The organism is Microtetraspora malaysiensis (assembly GCF_001528665.1).
GTDB lineage: Bacteria > Actinomycetota > Actinomycetes > Streptosporangiales > Streptosporangiaceae > Microtetraspora_A > Microtetraspora_A malaysiensis.
This window is the reverse complement of the sequence record NZ_BBYJ01000045.1, coordinates 1-20,719: the sequence shown is the minus strand read 5'-3', so window position 1 is coordinate 20,719 and position 20,719 is coordinate 1. Positions and strand designations below refer to the sequence as shown.

Here is a 20,719-nt window from a genome sequence, read left to right as displayed (position 1 = left end):
CCGTCAGGCGGTCATCGCGACCAGGATCCGGCGGGCGCCGGTGAACGGGTCCCGGCCGTGCGCGCACAGCATGTTGTTGATGATCATCAGGTCGCCCTCGCGCCAGAGGAACGCGTAGGAGATCTTGTCGTACGCGGCCGTGACGGCGTCGAGGTCGGCGGAGGTGATCGGGGAGCCGTCGGCGAGGTAGGCGTTGCGGGGCAGGTCGGCCTCGCCGTACAGGCTGAGGAGGGCCTCACGGACCTCCTCGTCCAGGCTGCTGACGTGGAACAGGTTGGACTGGTTGAACCAGACCGGCTCCCCGGTCAGCGGCTCGGTCTGCCAGGACGGGCGGTGGTGCCGGGTGCGCAGCCCCTCGTCGGTCCACTCGTACGCCATCCCGTGGTCGGCGCAGTACCGCTCGACCTGGGTCCGGTCGTCGGTCTGGAACGACTCCTGCCAGGACAGGCCGAGCCCCTCGCGGAACGCCCGGGCGTACACGACGCCGGCCGCGAACCGCTCCCGCACCTCCTCCGGGACCGCGCGGAACACCGCGCGGCTGTCGGCGATGGGGGTGGCCCCGCCGGTCGCCGCCGCCGTCTCGCAGAAGAAGAACAGGTGCCCGGGCCAGGTGTCCGAGTACGCGTTCTCGTTGTGCATCGGGAGCGGCTGGTCGGCGGGGTACTCCGTGGAGGTGTAGATGGACTCCGTGACCGACGTGCGCGGGGTCGAGCGCTCGGTGTAGCGCAGCGGGTCGCCCCCGACCACCCGGACGATCTGGTCGAACAGCTCCAGATCGACCGGCAGGTCGCGGAGCAGCACCGCGCCGTGCTCGGCGAGGGCGGCCCGCAGCCCGTCGCGGTGGGCGGTCACCCAGTCGAGGTGGCCGGTCGCGTCCGGGCCGAGGGCGTACACCGTGATGGCGGTGTGGCCGTTGCCCTCGACGTGTCCGGCCACCGACCCCAGCCGGGGCGCCTCAGTGGGGGTGACTCCGGTCATGATTCGCTGCTTCCTTTCACGAGGCTGAGGCGACGCTGCCTCTCCTGCATGCCGATGAGGTCGTCGGGGAGGGAGTCCGGCACCTCGGTGTCGAAGCGCCTCAGCAGCCGGATGGTGGACGCGCTGATGGTGACCGCGGCCATCATCAGCGCGAAGACGATGTACGTGAGGCCCACGCCCCGGCTCTCACCGACGCCGATGACGGCGCCGACCGACTCGGCGAGCGCGCCGCCCGGCTGCAGCATGGGGTTGAACAGGGACGTGGCCACCGGCGCGAGCACGGCGAACCCGATCGGCAGGGTGGACCACGAGAGCGCCTGGTTGAGCGCGAGCACCCGCCCGTGGAACCGCTGCGGCACCTTGACCTGGATCAGCGTCACGTAGATGCCCTGGGAGATCGTCATCGACATGGCCAGGAGGAAGATGCCGGTCACGACCACGGCCAGGGACGGCCGCAGACCCATCACCAGGCAGCCGACCGCCATGCCGAGGTTGCCCAGGAACACGCCGATCATCCGGCGCTTGCGCGGGCCGCCCCACAGCGCCATCACGATGCCGCCGGCCACGGCGCCGATCGCCTCCGCCACCGACACCTGCGCCACCTGGTCGACCGTGCCGAACGAGAGCGTCAGCGGGACGGTCAGCACCAGGGCCGGACCCAGGAAGATGTTCGCGATCGCGAAGTAGATCACCATCGACCGGAAGCCACGCATGTGCCAGGAGAACCGCAGACCTTCCGCGATCGAGGTCAGCAGCGGCTCCTTGCGGCGGAACCCGAGCGTGTCGGGGAAGCGGATCACCAGCAGCACCGCGAGGGCGAACACGTAGCTCGCCATGTCGATGGCGAGGATGCCGGGCAGGCCGATCGCGACGTACAGACCGGCGCCCAGCAGGGGCGCGAACAGCATCGCGAAGCCGTTGGTGAGCTGCGTGAGGCCGATCGCGTGGCCCAGGTAGCGCTTGGGCACGAGCTGCGGCACCGCGGTCTGGAAGGCCAGTCGTTGGTACGTGCCCGCCATCGAGTTGATCGGCAACAGCAGGTAGATGACCCACAGGTCCAGCCGTCCGGTCCACAGCAGCAGCGCGATCGTGAGCTGGACCACGCCGGCCACGCCGCTCGCGACGATCATGACGCGGCGCCGGTCGAACCGGTCGATGAGCGGCCCGGCGATCGGCATCATCGCCACACCGCAGATCAGCGTCAGCGCCCACAGCAGGCCGAGGTCGGTCACCGACCCCGTACCGGCGAACAGCCACACCGGAACCGCGAAGCCGGTCAGCGCCGATCCGGTCGCCGAGATGAGCTGGCCGATCGCGACGCTGAGGAACCGGCCGCCGCTCGGCTGCACCGCCGGCTTCTCCTCGGCCGTCCCCGGCTCGGCCGGGTAGTGCGTGTCGTTCACCGCCCATCCCGAGTCCGGGCCCCTGGCGGCCTCGCCGTGCTCGGAGGTGTCGCGCCGGGCCATCGCCGGATGGACCTTCGTGACGATCTCGGCCAGCTCCTCCGAGCGGTGCTTGAGGAAGAAGTGGCCGGCCTGGTCGAGCACCACCAGTCCGCTGGTCTCGGTCAGGAACTCCCACTCCCGGTACCGCTCGGTGTAGTAGTCGGTGACCGGGTCCTCCGAGCCGACGATCGAGATGATCGGGGCGGACATCGGCTCCGGGTGCTGGTCGAGCAGCGTCGTGAAGTACTCCTCGGAGGCCCGGGAGTCGGCCCGCATGTTCGCGATGATCCGGTCCGCCTGCTCCGGGTCCAGCTCGTCGGTGTCGACGCCCATGCCCTTGAGCCAGTTGGCGTACTCGCGGTTGCTGCGCAGCTTCTCCAGCCGGGCGCGCAGGGTGCCGATGACGCCCTTGAGCCGGGCGAACGGGAACATCGCGCCGATGTAGACGGCGTCCACGTCACGGCCCGACTCGGTCAGCTTCCGCGCCACGCCGACCGCGATGGCGCTGCCGACGCCGCAGTGGCCGTACAGGACCAGGGGGCCCTCGACCCGTTCCCGGACCTCCGCCACGATCCGGTCCACCAGCTCGTGGAAGGGCACCGCCTCCTCGTTCAGCCCCACGTCGTGGCCGGGGATGGCCACCGAGTACAGCGCGTTCCCCGCGGGCAGCGCGTCGGCGAGGGGCTGGTAGACGATCGCGCTGCCGCCGCCGTACGGCACGCAGACGTAGGACAGGGTGCGCGTGGCGCCCTTCGGGGTCAGCTCGTACAGCAGCGGCTGCGGCCCGTCCGCCGCGTCGCTGCCGGCGTCGATGAACACGGCCAGCTCGCGGATGGTGCGGTTCTGGAACAGGTCCATCACGCCGACCGGACGGCCGGTGCCGTCGGACGCCTTGCGGATGCGGGCCACCACCTGGGTGGCGAGCAGCGAGTGGCCGCCGGAGTCGAAGAAGTCGTCGTGGACGCCGATGCGCTCCACGCCGAGCACCTCGGTCCAGATCGCGGCCAGCATCCGCTCGGTGGCGGTCTCCGGCTCGACCAGCTCGGCGGAGGCGTCGCGGGTCGCCTGCGGGGCGGGCAGCGCCTTGCGGTCGAGCTTGCCGTTGGGCGACAGCGGCAGCGCGTCCAGCGTGACGAACGCCGTCGGCACCATGTAGTCGGGCAGGCCCTGCTTGAGCGCGGCCCGCAGCTCGGTGACGTCGATCTCCGCCTCGCCGGCCGGGGTCAGGTAGGCGACCAGCCGCTTGTCCCCGGGGGTGTCCTCGCGGACGATCACGACCGCGTCGGCGACCTCGTCGCGCTCGCGCAGCGTCGTCTCGATCTCACCCAGCTCGATGCGCAGGCCGCGCAGCTTCACCTGGTGGTCGATCCGGCCCAGGAACTCCAGGTTCCCGTCGGCGCGCCAGCGCGCCAGGTCGCCCGTGCGGTACAGCCGGCCGCCCAGCTCGGGACCGAACGGGTCGGGGACGAACCGCTCCGCGGTGAGCGCCGGGCGACGGTGGTAGCCCCGGGCCACGCCGACGCCGCCGATGTGCAGCTCGCCGGGCACGCCGAGGGGTGCCGGGTTCCCCCGCCCGTCCAGGACGTAGAGCCGGATGTTGTCGATCGGGGCACCGATCGGCAGGGTGACGGCGCCCTCCAGCGCCTCGGGGCTGCAATGCCAGGAGGTGACGTCGATGGCCGCCTCGGTCGGGCCGTACAGGTTGTGCAGCTCGCAGCCGGGGAGCACGGAGGTGAACGTGACCGCGGTGGCCACGGGCAGCTCCTCGCCGCTGCAGATCACCCGGCGCAGCGCGGTGCAGCCCTTCGCCGCGTCCTCGTCGTCGGAGAGGAACACCCCCAGCATCGAGGGGACGAAGTGGGCGGTGGTCACGCCTTCGCTGATCAGCAGCTCGCGCAGGTAGGCCGCGTCCTTGTGGCCGCCCGGCTTCGCGAGCACCAGCCGCGCGCCGGTGAGCAGCGGCCAGAAGAACTCCCACACCGACACGTCGAAGCCGGCCGGCGTCTTCTGCAGCACGACGTCGTCGCCGCCGAGCCGGTAGGTGCGCTGCATCCACTCCAGCCGGTTGACGATGCCGCGGTGGGTGTTCGGCACGCCCTTCGGCCGGCCGGTCGAACCGGAGGTGTAGATGACGTACGCCGGGTTGCGGGAGATGACGGGGGCGCCGGGGTCGCCGGCGGGCTGACCCGCCCACTCGCCGGGGTCGTCCAGATCCAGGATGACCGCGTCGGTGGCCGGGACGCTCTCCCGCAGGCGGCCCAGGGTCAGCACCACGGGCGCCTGGGCGTCCTCGATCATGAACTGCAGCCGGTCGGCCGGGTACTCGGGGTCGAGCGGCAGGTAGGCGGCGCCCGCCTTGAGCACACCGAGCAGCGCCACCACCAGTTCGGCCGAGCGCTCGGCGAAGACGCCGACCAGCGTCTCCGGTCCCGCGCCCAGGTCACGCAGCCGGTGCGCCACCCGGTTCGCCCGCTCGTTCAGCTCCGCGTACGTCAGGTCGCGGCCCTCGAAGGTCACCGCGACGGCGTCCGGGGTGCGGGCGACCTGCTCCTCGATCCGGCCGTGCAGCGTCGCCGCCTCGTCCAGCTCGGCGGCGGTGTCGTTCCACCCGTCCACCAGCAGCGTCTGCTCGGCGGCGTCCAGCATCGGCAGCTCGGACACCCGGAGGGCCGGGTCGGCGGTGACGGAGCGCAGGAGGGTGACGAACCGCGTCGCCATCCGCGCCACGGTCGCCTCGTCGAACAGCGCCGTGTTGTAGACGAACTTGACGATCAGGCCGTCGCGGATCTCGATGACGTGCAGCTCGATGTCGAAGCGGGTGGACCGCAGGTCCATCGGCAGCCACTCGAAGCCCAGGTCGGACTCGCCCGCCTCCGAGATGCGGCCCATCTGGTAGTTCTGCAGCGCGAACATCGCCTGGAACACCGGAGGCCTGCTGACGTCGCGCGGCACGCCGAGCGCGTTGACGAGCTGCTCGAACGGCACCTCCGCGTGGTCGAAGGCGTCCAGGACGCCCACCCGGGTGCGTTCGAGGTACTCGTCGAAGGTCGGGTCGTCGTCGAGCTGGGCGCGCATCGGCAGCATGTTGATGAACATGCCGATGACGTTCTCCAGCTCCGCCAGCGACCGGCCCGCGGACGAGGAGCCGACTGCGAAGTCGTCCTGGCCCGAGTGCCGCGACAGCAGCACCTGGTAGGCCGCGAGCAGCGTCATGAACAGCGTCGTGCCGCGCTCTCTGGACAGCCGGTTGACCGCGTCGGCCAGTTCGGCGTCCACCTGCACGGTGTGCCAGTCGCCGTCGAACACCTGGGTCGCCGGACGCGGCCGGTCGGCGGGCAGCTCCAGGGCCGGCACCCCGGCCAGCCGCCCGCTCCAGAAGTCCAGCTGCCGGTCCAGCTCCGGCCCGGTCTGGGTCTGCCGCTGCCACTGCGCGAAGTCGCCGTACGAGACCGGCAGGGCGGGCAGCGCGGCCTCGGCCCCGGACCGGCCCGCGTGGTAGGCGGCGGCCAGGTCGCGCAGCAGCAGGTCCACCGACCAGCCGTCGCTGATGATGTGGTGGGTGCTGACCAGCAGGCGATGGTCGTCGTCGGCCAGCCGGACCAGCAGGGCGCGCAGCAGCGGCCCCTCGACCAGGTCGAACGGCTCGGCGGCGGCCGCGTCGATCAGCGCCTGGGCGGCGGCCTCGTCGTCCGCCGTGACGACGCGCAGCGGCACCGTCACGGACTCCTCGACCCGGACCGTCGGCCGTCCGTCGGCGTCGGCCGGGAAGCGCATCCGCACCGCCTCGTGCCGGACTGGCAGCGTCTGCAGCGCCTGTTCGAGCAGCTCGACGTCGACCTGCCCGGTGAGCCGCATCGGGACCGGGATGTTGTACTGGCTGGTGCCCGGAGCGAACTGCTCCATGAACCAGACCCGCTCCTGCTGGTAGGACAGGGGCGGGGCGGCGCCCTCCGGCCGCGGCCGCACCGTGGTGGTGGCGCGCCGGCGGAGCCGCTGCTCCAGCAGCGCGCGGCGCGCGGCGGACGGAGAGGTCTGCGCGGGCGTCGTCATGATGTGCCGTCGCCTTCCGATGCGAGCATCCGCTCGACATCCTCATCGCTGAGCTGGTCGAGGTCCTCGGACAGCCGCCGCTCGATCTCGGCCGCGAGGTCCTCGACGGTGGTGTAGGAGAACAGGCCCCGGACCGGGATGTCGATCTCGATCTGGCCGCGGATCCGGGCGATGGCCCGGATCGCCAGCAGGGAGTTGCCGCCCAGCTCGAAGAAGTCGTCGGTGGCCCCGATCTTCTCCACGCCGAGCAGTTCGGCGAAGACCTCGGCCACCAGCTCCTCGGCCGCGGTGCGCGGCTCGACGTACTCGCTCTCGCCGGGTGCGGTGACCGGCGCGGGCAGCGCGGCGTGGTCGAGCTTGCCGTTGGCGGTCAGCGGCAGGACGTCGAGCACCACGTACGCCGACGGCACCATGTGCGCGGGCAGGGCGGCGGCGAGCGCGTCGTTCACCGCGGCGACGTCCACGTCGGCGACGTCCGAGGCGGACCCCGGCTCGCCGACCAGGTAGGCGACCAGGCGCTTGCCCTCGACGGTGTCCTCGCGCACGCTGACGGCGGCGTCGCGCACGCCGGGCCGGGCGCGCAGGGCCGTCTCGATCTCGCCCGGCTCGATGCGGTAGCCGTGCAGCTTGATCTGGTCGTCCGCGCGGCCGACGTACTCCAGGGTCCCGTCCGCGCGGCGGCGCGCCAGGTCGCCGGTGCGGTACATCCGGGCGCCGGCCGGGCCGAACGGGCACGGCAGGTACGCGGCCGCGGTGGCGCCGGGCCGGTTCAGGTAGCCGCGGGTCACCTGCGGGCCGGCCACGTACAGCTCGCCCACCACGCCGGTGGGCACCGCACGCAGGCCGCCGTCCAGCACGTACGCCGCGACGCCGGGGGCCGGGCGGCCGATGGGCACCGAGCCCGCCCGGTCGACCGGCAGCTCCTCGCCCGGCGCGACCCGCGCCAGCACGCAGCCGACGGTGGCCTCGGTGGGGCCGTACTCGTTGACGACGGCGACGCCGGGGTGCCGCTGCCGGAACGCGGCGACCGCGTCGGCGGGCAGCGCCTCGCCTCCCAGCACCACGTCGGCCTCCGGGGCGACCCGGTCCGGCAGCGCGGCGAGCAGCGCCAGGTGGCTGGGCGTGACCTTGAGGAACGTGGCCAGGCCGGCCCCGTCGCCGCCCGGCTCGTCGTCCAGCGCGGCGAGCCGCACCGAGCCTCCGACCGTCAGCGGCCCGAACAGGGCGGTCACGGTCAGGTCGAAGGAGATGGGGGAGTGCAGCAGCGCCTGCCCGGCCAGGCCGGGGTAGGTCGCGCCCGCCCACCCGAGGTAGGCGGCCACCGAGCCGTGCTCGACCGCGACACCCTTGGGGGTGCCGGTCGAGCCCGAGGTGTAGATGACGTACGCGACCGCGTCCGGCGTGGGCGCGTCGCCCGCCGTCCCGGCCGATACGGCGGGCCACTCGGCGGGCTCGTCGATCGCGAGCACGACCGGCTCCGCGCCGTTCCGCCCGACCTTCCGGCCGGTCTGCCGCACGGTGTCCAGCAGGTGCTTCCGGGTGAGGACCAGGCCGGCGCCGGAGTCGCCCAGCATGTACGCCACCCGGTCGGCCGGATAGGCCGGATCCACCGGGACGTACCCCGCCCCGGCCTTCCACACGCCGAGCAGCGCGGGCAGCAGCTCCAGGCAGGGCTCGGCGCAGACCGCGACCAGCGACTCGGGGCCGGCGCCGGAGCCGCGCAGCCGCTCCGCCACCCGCCCGGCGGCCTCGTCCAGCTCCGCGTACGTCAGCCGCCGGTCACCGGCGACCACCGCGACCGCGTCGGGGGCGCGCGCGACCTGCTCCTCGACCATGCGGAGCGCCGTCGCGGCGCGCGGGGCGAGCGGCTCGCCGGTGCTCGCCGCGAGCAGCGCGGCGCGCTCGGCGCCGTCCACGAGCGGCAGGTCGCCGATCGCGGTGCCGGGGTCGGCCACCCCGGCGTCCAGGACGCGCAGGTAGCGGGCGACGAACGCCTCCGCTGTCTCCTTGTCGAACAGGTCGGTCCGGTACAGCAGGCGGCTGGTGCCCGTGGTCAGGTCGAAGGCGAGGTCGTCCTTCGAGGTCGTGTACGGGATCGGCTCGATGCCCGAGTCGGGGATGTAGTTGAAGCCGATCTGGTACAGCGGCTGCGTCCCCGGGTCCCGCGGCGGGGCGACCGCCTCCACGACCGCCTGGAACGGGACCCGGCCGTTCTCCATCGCGTCGAGCACCGTGGCGCGCACCCGGCCGAGCAGGTCGGCGAACGTCGGGTCGCCGCCCGCGTCCGCCCGCACCACGAGCTGGTTGACGAACATGCCGATCAGCCCGGTGACCTCGGGCAGCTCGCGCCCGCTCATGGTCACGCCGACCACCGTGTCGTCCTCGCCGGACAGCCGCGACAGCAGCGCGACGTACGCGGTGAGGAACACCATGAACGGCGTCGCGCCGGAGTGGCGTCCCAGCGAGGTGGCCCGCTCCCGCACCCCCTCGGGGATCGTGAAGCGGACCTCGTCACCGGCGTAGCCGAGCCGGGCCGGCCGGGGCCGGTCGGTGGGCAGGGAGTGGACGGCGGGCAGCCCGGCCAGGCGCGTGCGCCAGTACTCCACCTGCCCGGCCGTCGCCTCGTCGCCGATCCGGTCCCGCTGCCAGGCCGCGAAGTCGGCGTACTGGATCGGCAGCTCGGGCAGCCCGGCGGCCCCGGCCAGCCCGGCCGGGGTGACCGGCCCGCCGCCCTCGTCCGCCCTGGCCGCGGCGGCGGCGCAGAGGCGGACCGTCTCCTTCTGCAGGATGACCGCCGAGGTGGCGTCGAACACGGCGTGGTGGGTCACGAAGGTGACCACCCAGCGGGCGTCCTCGGCGCGGACCGCCGTCACCCGCCACATCGGGGCGCGGTCGGTCGGGATCGGCTCGCCGTTGGCCGCCTGGATGTGGCCGAGCGTCCGGGCCCTGCGCTCCTCCTCGGGGAGTCCGCGCAGGTCGTGCACCCGGATGTCGGGGGTGATCCCGGCGTGCACGACCTGGCGGAGGGTGCCGTCCACGACCCGGAGGGACGTGCGCAGCACCTCATGCCGCTCGGCGAGCGCCGTCAGCGCCGCCTCGATCGCGTCCGCCTCGATCGCGTACGGGATCTCGACCGGGCACGGCAGGTTGAACACCGGCGAGCCCGGGTCCATCTGGTCGGCCAGCCAGATCCGTTCCTGGCCGAAGGAGGCGGGCGCCTCCCATTCCTTGGCGGTCACCATGGTCACCCGCCCTGGCGGAGGCTGAGTGGCCGCATGTCGGTCCACACGGTCTCGATGTGGTCCAGGCACTCCTGCTTGGCTCCGCCGAACCCGGCGTCGTGCCATCCGGCGGGGAGGGTCCGCCCGGCGGGCCAGATCGAGTACTGCTCTTCGTCGTTGCGTACGACGACGTACTGCTCGTCGGTCATGGTTCCTGCCTCGTTCGTCGAATGTCTGCTGCCGCGGCGACCTCGGGCGTGGCCCGGGGAGAGGAGGTCATCGACGGTCCAGCTTGGGGATGGTGGTGCCGGCGGCCTGGCCCTGGCCGCTCGCGCCGGCCGCGGCCGGGGACTGCTCGGCGTCGGCGCGCAGCCGCTCGACGACGACCGCGAGCTCGGCCACGGTGGGTGACTCGAACAGGCTGCGCATCGGCAGCTTCACGCCGACGGCCTTGCGCAGCGAGGCGATGAGCTGCACCGCGATCAGGGAGTTGCCGCCGAGCGCGAAGAAGTCGTCGTCGATCCCGACCTCGGACACGCCCAGGCCGTCGCTCCACACCTGGGCGATGGTGGCCTCCAGCTCGTTGCGCGGCATCGCGAGGTCGCCGGACGCCGCCCGCTCGCCCACGTTCTCGTCGCCGCCGGCGACGGTGTCGGTGGTCCGGGACCTGGCCCGCTCGGCGAGCTCGGCCACCGGCAGCGGGTTGATCACGACCTGCGAGCCGAGGCCGCCGGCCAGGACCCGGCGGAACGCCTCGGCGCCGTCCACGGGGGAGATGCCGTCCCCGCTCGTGCCGGCTCCGGCCGAGGCCGCGGGCGCGGCGGCCGGGGCGTCGCCGGCCAGGTTGCCGGCGACGGCGTCGCGGTCCACCCGGCGCAGCACGAAGTCGGCGATCTCGACCAGCACCCGGCCGTTCTCGTCGAACAGCGTCAGGTCGGCCGACACCACGTCGTCGCCTCCGTCGGCGTACCGCAGGTGGCTCCAGAACCGCGCGGGCAGCGCCTCGCGCACCCGCACCTGGCCGTAGGAGAGCGGCAGGTAGCTGCCCTCCCCGCGTCCTTCGCCGAACGCGGTGGCCACGTCGAGCAGGGCCGGGTGCAGCACCCAGCGCTCCAGGTCGGCCGCGGCCGCCTCGGGCGCGATGATCCTGGCCAGCTCCTCGTCCCGGCCGACGTGGTGCTCGCCGAGGGCGTCCCACCGCGGGCCGAAGGTGAGCATGCTGGTCCGGCCGCCCTCGGCGTCGTGACCGGCCGCCTTCGCCTGGCAGCGCGCCACGATCGCCGCGGCGTCCACCTCGGCGGCGGCCTCGGGACGCACCCACCCGGCGGAGCCGCGCACGTGGACCGCGGAGCGGCCCGCCGTACGGCTGGTCACCCGGAACTCGGCGCCCTCCGGCGTGCCGTTCAGCTCCACCCGGTACTGCGCGGTGGCCCCGTCGGCGACGGAGAACGGCTCCAGGAACGCCACGTCCCGCAGCTCCACGACGTGGTCGGCGTCCGGAGCGGTCAGGCAGGCGGCGACAGCGGCGCGGACCGACTCCAGGTGGCCGGTGCCGGGCACCACCGGAACCCCGCCGATGCGGTGCTCGTCGAGCATCCAGTGCGTGCCGGCCGACACCAGGCCGTGGCACTCGGCCTGCCCGTCCTCGCCGGTCAGGCGGGTGGAGACCACCGGGTGGTCCACCGCCTGGGCGACCCCGCCGCGCGCGGCGCGCAGGCCCTCGGGCGCGGTCACCTCGACGGCCATGCCGACCTCGGTCCAGCCGCCCCAGTTCTGCGAGACGACCGGCGCCTGCCAGCCGTGCGCGCCCTTGGCGTAGGCGTCGAGGAAGTTGTTGGCCGCGCAGTAGTCGACCTGGCCGAAGCCGCCGACCACCGAGGTCACCGAGGAGCAGAGCGCCACCCAGTCGAGCGGGAGGTCGCCGAACGCCTCGGCCAGGGCGAGCGTGCCGGCGATCTTGGGAGCCAGCACCGCGGTGGCCACGGAGCGCTCCTTGACCTCGGCCATGCCGCCGCCGGGCAGACCCGCGGCGTGCACGATGCCGTCCAGGCCGCCGAACTCGGCCTCGACCCGCTCGCGCGCCGCGCGCAGCGCGGCCGGGTCGGTGACGTCGGCCGCCAGCACCAGCACCTGGGCGCCGGCCTCCTCCATCCGCCGGATGGCGAGGATGGCCCGGCCGGTGCGGTCGGCGCCGCCGTGCACCGCGAGGTGGGCGTCCCACTCCTCGCGCGGCGGCAGGCCGCCCCGGCTGAGCAGCGCCAGCCGGGCGCGGGAACGCCGCGCGAAGTCCTCGGCGAGGGTGATGCCGATGCCGCCGACGCCACCCGTGATCAGGTAGCGGCCGCCCTCGCGGACCGCCGGCGCCGCGGCGTCCTCCTCGGCCAGCGGCACCTGCGCGTAGCCGAGCGCCCAGCGGCGGCCGCCGCGCAGCGTCACCTCACGCTCGTCGGCCGGGCGCAGCAGCTCGGCGACGATGTCGGCGGTACGGGCCGGGCTCGACTGCGGGTCGGCGTCGATGTGCCGCACGGTCAGGCCGGGCAGTTCGAGCGGCACCACCCGGGCGATGCCGGCGAGGGTGGCGTGCTCGGGACGCGACGGCTCGCCCTGTGCGTCGGTGGTGCCCGACGACACGATGTCGAGGCGGACGCCGTCGGCGGTCCCCGCTCCGGCGAGGGACTGCACCAGGCTCAGCACGCTGAAGAAGCCGCGCTCCTGCGCCTCCCAGGTGGCGGCGATGTCGCCGTTCGCGGGCGCGCCGTCCAGCGCCAGGGCGTGGACGATCGTGACCGGCGCGGCCGCGCCGCCCTCCGGCGTGCCGAGGCCGGCGAGCAGCGCCTCGTGGTCGCCGAGCCCGGCGACCCGTACGGCGGCGCCCCGGTCGCGCAGCGCGGCGACCAGCTCCTCGCCGCGCGGCCCGTCGGCCAGGACCAGGCACGTGCCGAGCTCGGTCCTGCGGGTGTCCGGGGCGAGCTGGCGCCAGGTCGGCACCGCGAACCATTCGCCCAGCGGCAGCGGTCCGCGCCGGCGCGGCGCCGCGGCGACGGCCTCCTGGTCCACCGGGTCGGCGTCGATCCAGTACCGGCGCCGCTCGAACGGGTAGACCGGCAGCGGCACCCGCTGCCCCGCGCCGCCGAACCCGGTCTCCGACCCGGCCGTCAGCGGCACTCCGGCGGCCCACAGCGCGCCGGCGGCCTCGTAGGCGGTGACGACGTCCCCGGCGCGCTCGCCGGGCCCGGGCAGGGTGGGCAGCGGCACCGGCGCGCCCTTCGGGAGCTGCATCCGGGCCAGCCCGGCGAGCTGCCGGCCCGGTCCGCACTCGACCAGCAGCGGCGGCGTGTCGCCGTACTGGGCGAACAGCCCGGCCACGCACGCGCCGAACCTGACCGGCTGCCGCAGGTGGTCGGCCCAGTAGGCCGGGTCCGTCGCCTGCTCGGCGGTGATCGGCAGGCCGGTGACGTTGGACCAGAACGGCAGGCTCGGGGCCTGGCGCGGCACCGAGGCCACCAGCGCGGTGAACTCGGCGAGGATCGGGTCCATCATCGCCGAGTGGAAGGCGTGCGAGGTGCGCAGCGCCTTGCAGCCCACCTTCTCCGCCTTCAGCGTCGCGGCGAACGCCTCGATCGCGTCCACGGGGCCCGCGACCACGCAGGTGCCGGGGCCGTTGACGGTCGCCACCGACACGCCCTCCGGCAGCCGCCCGGCCAGCTCCGACTCGTCCCGCTGGACGGCGAGCATCGCCCCCGGCGGCATCGACTGCATCAGCGCGCCCCGGGCGGCGACCAGGCGCACCGCGTCGGGCACCCGGAAGACCCCGGCGACGGTCGCGGCGGCGTACTCGCCGATGGAGTGGCCGATCATCGCGGCGGGGCGCACGCCCCAGCTCTGCCACAGGCGGGCCAGCGCGTACTCGACCGTGAACAGGGCCGGCTGGGTGTAGCGCGTCTGCCGCAGCAGCTCGTCGGCCTCGGAAGCGGCCTCGGAGGCGCCGACTGGGCCGCTTCCGGAGCCGGCGAACATCAGGTCGCGCAGGTCGAGGCCGAGGTGCTCGGTGAACAGGTTCGCGCACTCGTCCACGGCGGCGGCGAACACCGGCTCGGTGCGGTACAGCTCGGCGCCCATGCCCGCGAACTGCGCGCCCTGCCCGGAGAACAGGAAGGCGACGGGCGGGACGGTGCCGGCCTCACGCTTGCGCAGCCGCTTGCGGTCGCGCAGCGCGGCGACCGCGTCGGCCCGGTCGGCCGCGACCACGGTGGCGCGGTGGGGGTACTCGAGGCGGCCGACGCGCAGCGTGTGCGCCACGTCGGCGAGGTCGAGGCCCTCATTGGTGTCGAGGTGGCCGGCGAGCCGCTCCACCGCCGCGTCCAGGGCGGTCGGGGTCTTGGCCGACACCTGCAGCAGGTGCGCGGGCCGGGACGCGCGCGAGGGGAGGGTGTCGGGCGCCTCTTCCAGCAGGACGTGCGCGTTGGTGCCGCCGATGCCGAAGGAGCTCACCCCGGCGCGGCGCGGGACGCCGTCGGTCTGCCACTTGCCCAGCGTGGACGCCACGTAGAACGGCGTCTTCTCGAACTCGATCGCCGGGTTGGGCCGCTCGAAGTTGATGGTCGGCGGGATCACCCCGTGTTCGACGGCGAGCACGGCCTTGATCACGCTGATGATGCCCGCGGCCTGGCTGAGGTGGCCGATGTTGGACTTGACCGAGCCGATGGCGCACCAGCTGTGGTCCCGCGCCCCCTGCCCGTACACCGCGCTCAGGGCGGCGACCTCGATCGGGTCGCCCACCGCGGTGCCGGTGCCGTGCGCCTCGACGTAGCCGATGGTACGCGGGTCGATGGCCGCGAGTCCGATCGCCTGGGCGACGACGGCGGCCTGGCCGTCCACGCTCGGCGCGGAGAAGCCGACCTTGGTCGCGCCGTCGTTGTTGATCGCGTTGCCGCGCACGACGGCCCGGATGTGGTCGCCGTCGGCGATGGCGTCCTCGAGCCGCTTGAGCACGGCGACGCCGACGCCGCTGCCCCAGACGGTGCCGTTCGCGCCCGCGTCGAACGGCCGGCAGTGGCCGTCGGGGGAGGTGAAGCCCTCCACCCCGATGTAGCCGGTGGCCGGCGGGTGCTCCAGGTTGACCCCGCCCGCCAGGGCCATGTCGCACTCGCCGCCGCGCAGCGCCTCGCAGGCCATGTGGAACGCGACCAGCGACGTGGAGCACGCGGTGTGCAGGGTCAGGCTGGGCCCGCGCAGGTTCAGCCGGTACGACACGTTGGTGGCCACGTAGTTCGGCGAGTTGGCGGTGGCCAGGCCGATGCCGTGGCGGGTCTCCCACACCTTCTTGTTGCGGGCCAGGTTCTCCCACAGGTACTGGTTGCCGCCGGTGCCCGCGTACACGCCGATGTCGCCGGCGTAGCGCATCGGGTCGGTGCCGGCGTCGTTCAGGGCGGCGTAGCACGACTCGAGGAACAGCCGGTGCTGCGGGTTGAGGATCTCCGCCTCGCGCGTGGTGAGGCCGAACAGGCCGGCGTCGAACTGGTCGTACCCCTCGACGTACGGCGCCTTGGACACCCAGCTCGGGTCGTCGACGTCCTCCTCGGTGACGCCCCTGGCCACCTGCTCCTCGCGGGTGAAGGTGGTGATGGACTCCACACCGTCGACCAGGTTGCGCCAGAACTCCTCGAGGTCGGCGGCCCCGGGCACGCGGGCGGCCATCCCCACGATGGCGATCGGTTCGACGCCCTCGTCGGTGATGTCACTCATGGTCGTTCTCCTGTCCGGTGGTGCTGGAGGCGCGTCGTGGGCGCCGGTTGCGGTTTCGCCGCGCCTCGGCTCTGGAGGCGGCGCGGGCGATTTCGGGGTTGACGGCCTCGGTGGAGCCGCCGGTGTCGTCCGCCTGGGCGTCCAGGTGGGCGGCGAGGGTGCGGATGTTCGGATGGCGGAAGAGGTCCACCATGCGCAGGTCGCGGCCGAGCCAGGTGCGCAGGCGGGCGTGGACGGCGGCGATCGCGAGCGAGTTGCCGCCGATGTCGAAGAAGTTGTCGTCGGGGCCGAAGCCGTCCCGTTCCAGGACCTCGCGCCAGATCGTGGCGATCAGCGCCTCGGTGGCGGCGGTCCCGGCCCCCACGGGCGGGAGCGGCGCAGCCGCCTCCGTGACCCGCATCGCGCCGGGCGCGGCCTCCGGCGAGAGCCGCTCCGGCAGGGCGACCGACCCCGCGGGGACCGCCGGGTTCGCCGCCAGCGCGCCGACCACGTTCGCGTAGTCGGCGAGCATCGCGTCGATCCTGGCCGCGTCGAAGAGGTCGGGGTTGTAGAGGAACTCGACCTCGAACCCGTCGCCGCGTTCCGTCACGTAGACGGTCAGGTCGAACGGCGAGCCCGGCTTGTCGACCTCGATCTCCTCGCCGCGCAGCCCCGGGAGGTCCAGCCGCGGCTCGGTCAGGTTCAGCACGTTGAACATGACCTGCGTGAGCGGGGCGTGGGACGGGTCTCGCGCGATGCCGAGCTTCTCGACCACCCGCTCCAGCGGCGCGGCCGGATGCGCGGCCACGTCCATCAGCTCGCGGGTGGCCAGCCGCACCTGGGTGGCGAAGTCGGCCTGGTCGTCCGAGCGCAGCCGCAGCGGCACCATGTCGATGAAGAACCCGACGAGGTCGTCGAAGGCGGCGACCCGCCGGTCGGCGACGACCGCGCCGATCACGTTGTCGGCGGAGCCGGTGAGCCGGTGCAGCAGCCGCCCGAGCCCGGCCAGCAGCACGCCCGCCGGGGTCGCGCCGAGGTCGGCGGCGAGCGCGCGTACGGCGGCGCCGGTCTCGGCCGGGAGCGCCAGGCGCGCCTCCGCGCCCCGGTAGGTCTGCTCCGCCGGACGGGGCCGGTCGCGGGGCAGGTCCAGCACGGTGGGCGCGTCGCGCAGGTGCTCGGTCCACCAGACGAGGTCCGCCGCGCCGTCGCGCAGGTCACGGTCGGCCCGCCACACGGCGTAGTCGGCGTACGACGCGCGCAGCGGCGGCAGGTCCGTCGCCCGGTCCTCGACGAGGGCGGCGTACGCGGCGGCGAGATCGGTGTAGAGCGTGTCCCTGGACCAGCCGTCGAACACCGCGTGGTGCAGGGTCAGCGCCAGCACGTGCTCGTCCGGGCCCAGCGCGTACAGCCAGGCCCGCCACGGGGTCGCGGTGGCCAGGTCGAGCGGCGCGGCCGCACCGGCGGCGAGCAGCGTCCGCAGCCGGGCGTCCCGCTCGGCCGGGGCGTACCCGCTCAGGTCCACGACGGGGAGGTCCACGTCCGACGGCGGCTCGCACACGGCGTACGGCACGCCGGCCGTCTGCCGGATCCGCCAGCGCAGCACGTCGTGCCGCTCGGCGACCGACCGCAGCGCGGCGCGCAGCGCCCGCCGGTCGAGCGGGCCGTGCAGCCGCTGCGCCAGCGCGATGTTGTACGGCGCCGAGTCGGGCGCGAGCTGGTCCAGGAACCACAGGCGGCGCTGCGGCGGCGCCAGCGTCGGCGGGTTGCCGAGGGTCAGCTCCGGCTCGGTGCGCCGGGTGGCCTTGTCGAACCGCGCCGCGATCTCGGGCAGGGTCCGGCCGGTGAACACGTCGTCCACCGTGACGTCGAGCCCCAGCTCGTCCCGTACGGAGGCGACGAGCCGCATCGCGGTGATCGAGTCGCCGCCGCCGGCGAAGAAGTCCGCGCCGACGCCGAGGCGCCGCCAGATCGCGGCGAGCGCCCGTTCTGTGGTGGTCGTCCCTTCCGCCGCGTCGCCGGCGGGGCGGTCGGCGGCGGCCAACGCGCGCAGCCTGGCGCGGTCCAGTTTGCCGGAGGCGTTGATCGGCAGCTCGGTCAGGCGCAGTACGCGGGCGGGCAGCATCGCGGCCGTCAGCCGCGAGGCGGCGTGGCCCACGTCGTCCGGCGCGTCCTCCGGGGTGAGGAAGGCGACCAGCTCCACGCCGCCGCCGGGGTGCGGCACCGCCACGACGGCGGCCTGCGTCACCCGCGGATGCTCCTCGAACACGGCCGCGATCTCGCCCAGCTCGATCCGCTGGCCGTGGACCTTGACCTGGCCGTCGCGGCGGCCGAGGTAGACGAGCCGTCCGTCCTCGGCGTACCTGACCATGTCGCCGGTCCGGTAGAGCCGGGCGCCCGGCTCGCCGGAGAACGGGTCGGGGATGAAGGACGCGGCGGTCAGCCCCGGCCGGTCGAGATATCCGCGGGACACGCCGGGGCCCCCGATGAGCAGCTCGCCCTCGGCCCCGGGCTCGACCGGCTGGAGCCGCTCGTCCACGACGTAGCAGCGGTGGCCGGGGGTGGGGTGGCCGATCGGCACCGGCGCGGGCTGCGGCGTGGTCAGCGCGCCGCTCACGACCGCCACCGTGGTCTCGGTGGGGCCGTATGTGTTGAGCAGCGTGCGGCCCGGGGTCCCCCACCGGTCGATCAGCGCCGGCGGTATCGCCTCGCCGCCGCACATCACCATCCGCCACTCGGGCAGCGCGGCCGGGTCGAGCAGGGAGAGCACGGCCGGGGTGATGAAGCCCCAGGTGGTCCGGTGCTCGGCGATGAAGCGCCGCAGCCTGGCCGGGTCGGCGCGATCCGCGTCGCCGGCCAGGTATATCGTCGCGCCCACGACCAGGGGGACGAACAGGTCGATGACGATGGGGTCGAAGCCGAGCGAGGTGATCCCGAGCGCGCGGGTGCCGGCGTGGGCGCCGCTGATCTCCACCCATCCGGTGACGAAGCCGAGCAGGTTGCGGTGGGTGTTGAGCACGCCCTTGGGCCGCCCGGTGGATCCGGAGGTGTACAGGGCGTAGGCGAGGTTGTCCGGCCGCGCCGGGCAGGCGAACGGGACGCCGTCCGGGTCCGCGTCCGGCTGCTCCGTCCCGTCAGGTACGGCGAGTCGCCGCGGGGCGGCGTCGCCCATCGCCTCGCTGACCGCCTCGGCTCCTGCCGGGTCGCACACCACGACGTCCAGGCCGGCGTCGGCGGCCATGTCGAGCAGCCGCAGCCGGGGGCCGGCCGGGTCCAGCGGCACGAAGCAGCCACCCGACAGCAGCACGCCGAGCACCGCGACGACCAGCGCGGGCCGCCGTTCCAGGCAGACGCCGACCCGGGTCTCCGGGCCGACGCCGAGCGCGCGGAGCCGGGAGGCCAGCAGCGCGGCCCGGCTGACCAGCTCGGCGTACGTGATCTCCTCGCCCCACTGTGCGACCGCGATCGCGTCGGGCACGGCGCGCGCCCGCTCCAGGATCATGTCGACGACGGTGGGCCCGGTGAGGGACGGCCGGTCGCTCATCGCGCGCCGCCGGGGACGAGCGGGTCGGTGATCTGCAGGCGGAACTCGCTGAAGTAGCGGTCGCCGCGGTGGTCGGGGACCCAGGCCTGGTCGGAGGTGGGCAGGGCCTCGCTGACGGTGAGGGTGACGTCCGGTCCGGCGGTGCGGAGCATGGTGCACAGCACGCCGACGTAATGGGGACTGGTGAGGTCGAAGTAGCAGGGTTTCACTTCGCTGCCGATCTTGATGAATACCCGGTCGGGCAGGTTGAGGCGGTTTCGCCAGGCACGGGTGGCGAGGTAGCGTCCGCGCTCGTCGGTGATGCCGGCGAGCCCGGTTTCGCTGATGGTGGTGCGCCAGGTTTCGCGGGAGATGACGAGCCGGTCGATGGTGATCCGGGGGGTGTGCTCCCGCGGCGTGGTGATCTTGAAGGCGTCGACGGCGAGCGTGCTCAGCATCTCGGAGAACATCTCGAGCAGTGGCCAGCGGTGCCCGTCGGGGGCGGTGGCGATCAGGGCCCCGTCCTCGTCGGTGACGACGACGGAGGTGGCGGGCAGCAGCCGTTCGGGTTCGGTGCAGCGCCCCGGGGCGAACCCGAGCCGCCGGTCGGTGGTGCCGGTCAGCGACTGCGTGACCCGGCCGGTGTGCCGGGGCCAGTCGGTCGGCAGGACCAGCCGGATCCGGTGCGACCCGAGGTCGGCGCTCAGCTCGTCGCGGAGCCGGTCCACCTCCGGGTGCCAGACCGTGAAGAGGTCGGATTCGAAGGTGGCCCAGGCCGCGTGCATCTCGCCGAGGACCGCCTGGTAGTCGCCCCGGTTGACGGCGTCCACGTCGGGCGCGCAGATCTGCAGGTCGGGGCTGTGCAGCCGGCCGCCCGACCAGCCGGGCCGCTCGGCGGGGAAGAGCCGGGCCAGCGGCTCGGCCAGCTCGGCGGAGGACACCTGGACGGGGGCCTCGCCCTGCCCCGGCCCGAACAGGCCCTCCCAGCGCCGCGCGAACTCCGCGGCGACCGCGTCGGCCGGCCGCTGCCCGTCGCCCCAGAAGAGGCCCGGCGCCAGGGCGAGGATGTCGGACAGCCGCACCGGCCCGTCGGCCCCCTCCCGCAGGTCGTCGTACAGCTCGCGCAGCGCCGCCGCGTAGGCGTCGGCCAGTGCCGCCGACAGCCAGCGGGCGGTGATGAGCAGGACGTTCAGGGGGGCGGCGAGGTCGTCCAGGAGGGCGGTGCCGATGGTGACGTCGAGGTCGCGGGTGGTGTCCTCGTAGCAGAGGGTGCGTCCGGCGTACATCTGGCCGTCGCGGCGGCGGGGGGCCGCGCCGGTGAGGGCGGTGAACTCCTCGTCGAGTGTGGCGAGCGCGGTCTTGAGCGCGTCCGGGTCGCCGGCCGCGGCGGCGACGGCGTCGCGGGCGGCGCAGAGCCGGTCGAGACCGGCGGTGGCCTCGGCGCGCAGCTCGTCGTCGTCGATCGCCGCGATCCGGTCCCGGAGGGCCTCCTCGACCTGGTGGCCGAGGGGGAGGTTGGCGTCCCAGATGATGAGGTCGCGTTCGACGAGTCGTTCGAGGAGGAGGTAGCCGTCCTCGGGGCGGGGGAGGGCCGTGACGACCTGGTGGGCGGGGGTGCGTCCGTCGCAGCGGGCGAGCAGGTCGGCTTCGGCGGCGGACAGGGGGAGGGGCGGCTGCATCGGGCGCAGGATGCTGCGCTCGTGCAGGGTGAGGTGCGGGAGCAGCGCGGGCGGCCAGCAGCGGCGCACGCGGGGGTCGGCGGCCAGGTGGTCGGCATAGGC

General features: G+C 74.2%; 7 protein-coding genes. All 7 read right to left on the bottom strand.

Features of this window, described 5'->3' with window-relative positions:
* Window positions 1-3: 3 nt before the first annotated feature.
* Window positions 4-978, bottom strand: coding sequence for a TauD/TfdA family dioxygenase (locus tag AWQ71_RS38330; protein WP_067143854.1), 975 nt, complete (start codon window positions 976-978; stop codon window positions 4-6).
* A complete protein-coding gene (locus AWQ71_RS38325; RefSeq protein ID WP_067143852.1) occupies window positions 975-6,473 on the bottom strand; it encodes a non-ribosomal peptide synthetase/MFS transporter in 5,499 nt (1,832 codons plus the stop codon). Before AWQ71_RS38325 ends, AWQ71_RS38330 begins: the two co-directional genes overlap by 4 nt.
* Window positions 6,470-9,715 carry a non-ribosomal peptide synthetase gene (locus AWQ71_RS38320; protein ID WP_067143889.1) on the bottom strand — a complete coding sequence of 1,082 codons (3,246 nt, stop codon included), beginning with the start codon at window positions 9,713-9,715 and terminating at the stop codon, window positions 6,470-6,472. The genes AWQ71_RS38325 and AWQ71_RS38320 overlap by 4 nt, the downstream gene beginning before the upstream one ends.
* Before the next feature lie 2 nt (window positions 9,716-9,717).
* Window positions 9,718-9,903, bottom strand: a complete 186-nt coding sequence (locus AWQ71_RS38315; protein WP_067143850.1) for an MbtH family protein — start codon at window positions 9,901-9,903, stop codon at window positions 9,718-9,720.
* Window positions 9,904-9,970: 67 nt separating this feature from the next.
* Window positions 9,971-15,439, bottom strand: a complete 5,469-nt coding sequence (locus AWQ71_RS38310; protein WP_067143848.1) for a type I polyketide synthase — start codon at window positions 15,437-15,439, stop codon at window positions 9,971-9,973.
* Window positions 15,432-18,959: a non-ribosomal peptide synthetase gene (locus AWQ71_RS38305; protein WP_067143846.1), complete on the bottom strand. Its 3,528-nt coding sequence runs from the start codon at window positions 18,957-18,959 to the stop codon at window positions 15,432-15,434. Before AWQ71_RS38305 ends, AWQ71_RS38310 begins: the two co-directional genes overlap by 8 nt.
* Window positions 18,956-20,719, bottom strand: a 1,764-nt coding sequence (locus AWQ71_RS38300; RefSeq protein ID WP_067143844.1) for a lantibiotic dehydratase, incomplete at its 5' end; no start/stop codon positions are given. The genes AWQ71_RS38305 and AWQ71_RS38300, both read right to left, overlap by 4 nt.

Excerpts from the sequence above, each read along its gene's own strand:
- AWQ71_RS38330 (WP_067143854.1), bottom strand. The coding sequence starts at position 978 with ATGACCGGAGTCACCCCCACTGAGGCGCCCCGGCTGGGGTCGGTGGCC.
- AWQ71_RS38325 (WP_067143852.1), bottom strand. The coding sequence starts at position 6,473 with ATGACGACGCCCGCGCAGACCTCTCCGTCCGCCGCGCGCCGCGCGCTG.
- AWQ71_RS38320 (WP_067143889.1), bottom strand. The coding sequence starts at position 9,715 with ATGGTGACCGCCAAGGAATGGGAGGCGCCCGCCTCCTTCGGCCAGGAA.
- AWQ71_RS38315 (WP_067143850.1), bottom strand. The coding sequence starts at position 9,903 with ATGACCGACGAGCAGTACGTCGTCGTACGCAACGACGAAGAGCAGTAC.
- AWQ71_RS38310 (WP_067143848.1), bottom strand. The coding sequence starts at position 15,439 with ATGAGTGACATCACCGACGAGGGCGTCGAACCGATCGCCATCGTGGGG.
- AWQ71_RS38305 (WP_067143846.1), bottom strand. The coding sequence starts at position 18,959 with ATGAGCGACCGGCCGTCCCTCACCGGGCCCACCGTCGTCGACATGATC.